The sequence below is a fragment of the Mesorhizobium sp. M7A.F.Ca.CA.004.06.1.1 genome, from assembly GCF_003999135.1.
In the GTDB taxonomy this organism is placed as follows: Bacteria; Pseudomonadota; Alphaproteobacteria; order Rhizobiales; family Rhizobiaceae; genus Mesorhizobium.
This window is the reverse complement of the sequence record NZ_RZPQ01000332.1, coordinates 1-6,177: the sequence shown is the minus strand read 5'-3', so window position 1 is coordinate 6,177 and position 6,177 is coordinate 1. Positions and strand designations below refer to the sequence as shown.

General features: G+C 67.5%; 3 protein-coding genes. All 3 read right to left on the bottom strand.

Translation table 11 applies throughout. The features are described 5' to 3' along the window. A partial coding sequence (gene addA, locus EN906_RS19470) for a double-strand break repair helicase AddA (RefSeq protein ID WP_127375313.1) occupies positions 1-2,497 on the bottom strand: 2,497 nt, incomplete at its 3' end. Further along, on the bottom strand, positions 2,494-5,628 hold the full coding sequence (gene addB / locus EN906_RS19465; protein WP_127372017.1) for a double-strand break repair protein AddB: 3,135 nt from the start codon (positions 5,626-5,628) through the stop codon (positions 2,494-2,496). The genes addB and addA, both read right to left, overlap by 4 nt. Continuing rightward, positions 5,625-6,177, bottom strand: a 553-nt coding sequence (locus tag EN906_RS19460; protein WP_164777243.1) for a nucleotidyltransferase family protein, incomplete at its 5' end; no start/stop codon positions are given. The genes EN906_RS19460 and addB, both read right to left, overlap by 4 nt.

The window sequence follows — 6,177 nt, the reverse complement described above, 5'->3', positions numbered from 1 at the left end:
CCCAATTCGCGCCGGAGCCATCGAAGGGCATCAGGCGCGGCAGATGCTGGTCACTGAACGGGGCGGAACCGCCATCGACCAGGAACACGACCGGCGCTTCCAGGCCCTTGGCAGCGTGCAGGGTCATGACCCGGACCTCGTCGCGGGTCTGGTCCATCTCGCGCTTGATCTCAGGACCGGCGTTTTCCAGCGTCGACAGGAAGGCTTCCAGCCCCGGCAGGCCGGTCCGTTCCTCGGCCAGGCAGAAGCTGAGGAACTCGTCGAGAATGTCGCCGGCTTCGGGCCCGAGCCGCGCGATCATCTTGCGGCGCACGCCATCACGCGCCAGCAGGCCAGCGTAAAACTCGAACACCGGTTTGAAGGCGGCCTCGTTCGTCCAGATGTCGACCTGGGCGACGATCTTCGCCAGTCTCTCGCTTTCGCCGGCGTGCTGTCGCAACGACGCGATCAGCGACAAGCCGGACGGCCTCTGCGCGGCGAGCGTGAAAAGCGTCTCTTCCGGCAGATCGAAGATCGGGCTGCGCAACACGGCGGCAAGCGACAGATCGTCCTGCGGCTGGATGAGGAGATGACCGAGCGCAATCAGGTCCTTGACCGCGATGTGTCCAGGCAGGCTCAGCCGGTCGGCGCCGGCAACCGGAATGTCGCGGCGTTTGAGTGCGCGGGTCAGCGCATGGACGAAGCGGTCGCGCTTGCGCACCAGCACCAGCACATCGCCCGGCCGCAGCCGCTTGCCCCGGCCTTCGATGATTTCGCCACTGCCGATCCAGCCGGCGATTGTGGCGGCGACGTTCTCAGCCACGCGCACCGCCGGCGCGTGCGCATGGTCGATGGCTTGCGTCCAGTCGTCGGGCTCATCGACGACATCGGCGCCGACCGACGGCCACACCTCGACATAGCCCGGTGCGTCGGTGCGGATCGCCTGGTGGCGCAGCGGATCGGGATCATGGCTGATGCCGCGCCGCACGCTCGCGTCGGCGAAGACGCGGTCGACCGCGGTAAGAACGTCGTCGGTCGAGCGGAACGACCAGGTCAGTTTGAGATCGGCAAAGGACGCCTCGGCGTCACGCACCCGTCCCGCGAACAACAGCCGGCTGTCGGCGAAGGAGTCCGGGGCAGCCCCCTGGAACGAATAGATCGACTGCTTCTCGTCGCCGACCGCGAAGACCGTGCGATGGACCCTGTCGCGCGCGCCAAAGCCGGCAAAGAATTCTTCCGCCAGCCGTTTCACCACTTCCCATTGGTCCGGACTGGTGTCCTGCGCCTCGTCGAGCAGGATATGGTCGATGCCCTGGTCAAGCTTGTATTGCACCCAGGGGCCGGCGTCTGGCCGCGCCAGCAGGTTGACGGTGCGGGTGATCAGGTCGTTGAAATCGAGAAAGCCGCGGCTGCGCTTCAGCATTTCGTAGCGGGCGATCAGCCAGTCGGCGATGGTCAGCGCCGCTCTTGTACCCTCCAGCATCCGGAACAGGGCCAGCCGGTCGGTGGTTTCGACGATGGCATTGGCGGCCGAGAGATAGCGCTCCGCCAGATCCGGCAGCCGGTCGACCAGGGCCTTCCTGAAGGCCTTTGCCGGGTCGTAGGCGTCGCCATCGGTCTTGAGGAAGGCTCGCGCCAGCAGTTGCAGGCGCCGAATGGGATCGCCCTCGGCGAAAGCCTGCCGCGCATAGGGCAGGATGTTGTTCAGCACCGATCTGGCGTCGGTGGCCTCGGCTGCGTGGGCGAAGCCGGCAAAATAGTCGGGCAGGAAACCCGGCAACGGCCATACCGAAGCGGCTATGCCCTCGGCCGTCTGGCCTGGATGGAAATGGAATTCCTCGAACAGGGCCTGGAAGCGCGTGCCATCACGCCCGACGGCGTCGATGAAATTGCGCAAGCCGTCGCGCTTGCGCACGATCTCACCCAGCAAGGCGTCGAGCCCGGCTTCGCCGCCCCGATCGAGAATGGCGGCAAAAGCCTCGGCCAGATCCCTGTCGCCGGCGGATGTGCCGGAGATCATCTCGCGGCGCGCCGCGGCGAACAGCGATGCCTCCATCTGGCCGTCGAGCATCTCGAAATGGGCCGGGATGTTGGCTTCCAGCGGGAACTGGTGCAGCACCGATTCGCAGAAGGCATGGATGGTCTGGATCTTCAACCCGCCGGGCGTTTCCAGTGCCTCGGCGAACAGGCGCCGCGCCCGGCGCATGGTCTCGAGATCCGGCCGGCGGCCTTCCAGAGCCTCGACCTTTGCCGCAAGGTCGGCGTCACCGAGCGTGGTCCATTCCGACAGTGTCGAGAAGACCCGGTTGGACATGTTGGCGGCAGCGGCGCGCGTATAGGTCAGGCACAGGATCTTCGAGGGATCGGTGCCGCGCAGCAGCAACCGGATGACGCGCTGGGCCAGCACATGGGTCTTGCCGGATCCGGCATTCGCCGACACCCAGGCGGAATTGCCGGGATCGGCGGCGCGGGCTTGGCTGGTCGCGGTGTCGCTGGGGATCGGATAGGCCTTTTTCATGCCTCCCCTGCCTCGTCGCCGGCATCGCCGCCTGCCGACCATTCGAGCACGCGGGCAAGATGGTCGTAGTCGCCATCGGTCTCGCCTTCGCGGAACGGCAGCGCGCGCGACAGATAACCCGTCGCAGGATCGGCATAGTGGATCAACAGCTTTTCCAGCCGCGCCCAGGCCTCTTCGGCAAGATCGGTCGCGGTCCGCGGCTGGCGATTGTGTTCGAGGATGGATTCCTCGAACACCTCGCCATTCGGCTTCAGCCTGATGAAGGCCAGTTGAGAGGGCTCGCGTACGCCCAGATCCTTGAAGGCGCCGCGCCTGAGCAGCGCGCCCTCCAACGCCAGTTGCGGCGCAAGCAGTGTGTGCGCCTGCGCCTTGGACGGCGAGGAACCGGTCTTGTAATCCAGTATGTCGGCCATGCCGCCGGCCAAAAGGTCAACGCGGTCGGCGTAGCCGGACAGCGTCACGCCGGATTGGCCGACAACGGTCTTGCCGGCGCGCTCCTCGGCATGGCGCTTTGTCACCGCATCGGCGCGCGTGCGCTCCCACCCGATGATGTTGGCGGCGAGTTTCTCGAAGCGCGGCCACCACACCGCCTCGACATCGGCCGGAAGTGCGGCCTCGGCAAAACAGGCGCGGCCGGCGGCGATAAGGCCGGCGAGCGCCTCGGGGGTGCGCGGATCGGCGACACTGCCTGAGAACAGATGCAGGATGGCGTGAAACAGCGTGCCGCGCTCGGCCGCACCGGGGTCGCGGATGACCTGATCGAGCGGCATCAGTCCAAGGATCCGTCTCGCATAGACAGCGTAGGGATCCCGGCGCAGGGTCTCGATCTCGGTGACCGAGAAATGCGTCGGGCGCACCGACAGGGGCGGCTTCGGCTGCGGCCGTGGCGCGAAATCCCGCCTTGGGCCTGTATCCAGCGCGCGCGCCCAGGCGAGCAGTTCGTCGCCACGCCGGCGCAGCTCCGCTGCCTGATTGTTGCCGATAAAGGTCAGCAGCCGCTGAAGCCAGCGCGACGGCACGGCGGGTGCGTCGCCGGCGCGCGCCGAGCGGGACAGCACCACTTTCCCAGCGCCCATGGCCATCTGGAAATCATGCGCGGCAAGGCCGATGCGCCGCTCGGGCGGTTCGAGGTCGATACCGGTCTTCATCAGCCGCGACATGAAGCGGTCGCTCTCGGGCTTGCGCGGCCATACGCCCTCATTGAGCCCGCCGATGACCAGCGTATCGACGGTCAGCAATCGGGCTTCCAGCGCACCCCAGATGGCGATGTTCCGGTCGGTGCCCTGTGCCGGCTTGACCGATTCAGGCGCGATCAGCGCCGCCATGATATCGGGCCACTCGGTCGCCGCGAAGGACAGTGAAGCCGAAGCCGCGACCAGCCCGCGCAGCAGTTCGGCAAGCTTTTCGCCGGCGTCACCGGCATAGAGTTCGCCAAGACCACCGTCGGCGGTGCGGCCGAGATTTTCGAGTGTGGCGACGCTGGCCCTGACAAGCGCGGCAAGGTCGGCATCGTCCCGGCCGCGGAAGGCTGCGAGCGGCGCCAGAGCCTGCTTGAGACGTTCAAGCAAATTCCGGGTAGTTTCGATGGAGCGCACGGTCAGCCGGGAAAACCAGAAGGGCGGCCGGCTGCCGCCGCCCAGACCGGTGAGGCGGGCCTCGAACAGTTCCGGCAGCGAAACGATGTCTGGGCGGCCGGTGCCGCCGCGCAGCGCCACCAGCTCGACCAGTTCCGCCGCGTGGCGCACATCGGCCCGTTCGAGGCCGAGGCCAAGCAGCGGATGCTTGAGCAGCGACAACAGGCCGACCGGATCGCCTGGCCTGAACAATGCCTCGAGCGCCAGCCTGAGCAGGCTGGCCGCCGGGGTGTTGGCGAGCGGCGTGCCACCGGAATCGTCGGCGGCGACGCCGAAGCGCTGGAGCTCGATCGAGACGCGCCGTGCCAATGCGCGATCGCCGGTGACGAGAGCCGCCCTTTGGCCGGGCTGTTCGACCGCGCGCTTGAGCGCGACGGCGATGGCGACAGCTTCATCACGTTCGCTGGCAGCTTCGAGCAAGGTCACCTCGGCGAAGGCGCCGGCAATGTGGGACGCCGGGAAACCGGCACGTGTCTCGGCCCAGAGTTCGGTGGTTTCGGCCGGCCGCAGCGCTTCGCCGACAAGGGCGGCGCGAAGCGCAAGTCGCGGTTCGGCCACGCCAATCTCCTCGACGTCGCTGCGCAATACGCCGATCTTGCCGATCAGCCTGGCCAAGCCATATTGCGGGTGGCCGAGCACGGCTGGACGCGCGCCGGGCGCGGCGATTGCCTGGAACGACGCTTCGTCCAGCGTACGGTCGAGGCCGGGCAGCACGATGGCGCCGCCGGGCAGGCGCGCGATGGCGGCAAGCAGTTCGGCCGTGGCGGGTATCGAGCCGGTCGAGCCCGCGGCGATAACGGGGCCAGCGGGCGGATTGCGCAGCAGCCGCGCCGCCTCGGCGCGGATCAGCGCACTGCGATGCGCGGCCGGATTTGAGCGGTCGCTTTCCGCGAGGAATTTCGGCCAGGCTTCGGTGACGATGCCGAGGAATTCGAGGGTCACCTGCCACCACCCGGCAAGGTTGCCGGTCACCAGATCGGTGAGCTTGGCCCAGTCCGTTCCTTCCGTCTCGATCTCGTCCATCAGCCGGGCGAGATCGCGCGCCAGCCAGATCGCGTCGGCGGTGGAAGCCGGGATGACGATCTCCTCGGCGAAAAGGGCGGCGACATGCGCCGGCAGCCGGCGTTTCCAGGCGCGCACCAACGGCGTCAGCAGCAACAGGCGTTCGATCGCGGCGATCGGCGGCGCGAGATCTATGGCCGCCGATGCCTCGGTCTCGAATGCGGCCTCATCCTCGTCGAACTCGCCCAGTGGCCGGATGACCGGCAGGATCGCCGAGCCGCCGCCGCCGCGTGCCGCCAGGCTGTCGACGAAGACACCCCGCAAGGCACGCGCGGCACGGCGTGTCGGCACATAGATGGTGACATCGGCCAAAGCGAGCGGGTCGCCGTCAAATCGAAACCCCGGAACAAGGCGGCCGGCAAGCAGCGCCTCGGCAAGCGTCGGCAGAAACGGCGCTCCGGGCGGGATCGAGAAAACGCGGCTGGAGCCGCTCATTGCGACTCGATGAGCGCACCGGCGACCGCCGCTTCCGCGAGCGGTACGGCATCGGGCGTGCCGACGGTGATCCAGTGGCCATGCATGGGCATGCCGAACAGGCGGCCGGCCGCGATGGCGGAATCGAAATAGGCGTTGAGCGAGTGCGGCCCGGCCGGTGCACCCTCGAACAGGCGCGGATGGACGATCGCCGCCCCGGCATAGATCAGCCCCGCCGGGTCGCCTTTCGAACGCCGCAAGCCGCCATCCGGCGCCACCAGGAAATCGGTGCTGCCGCAGTGTCCGGTCGCCTGTTGGAGATCCGCCAGCATCAGCAGAATATCCATTTTCGCCGCGTCCCATGCAAGGGCGAGGCGCTGGAGATTGAGAGGACCGTCATCGATCCAGAACGTGTCGGCGTTGAGGATGTAGAAGGGCTGATCGCCCAGTTCGGGCAACGCCTTGACGATGCCGCCGGCGGAATCGAGCAGTTGTTCGCTCTCGTCGGAAATGACGATGTTTGGCGCGCGGCGGGCAGTGACATGGGCGACGATCTGTTCGGGAAAGTAG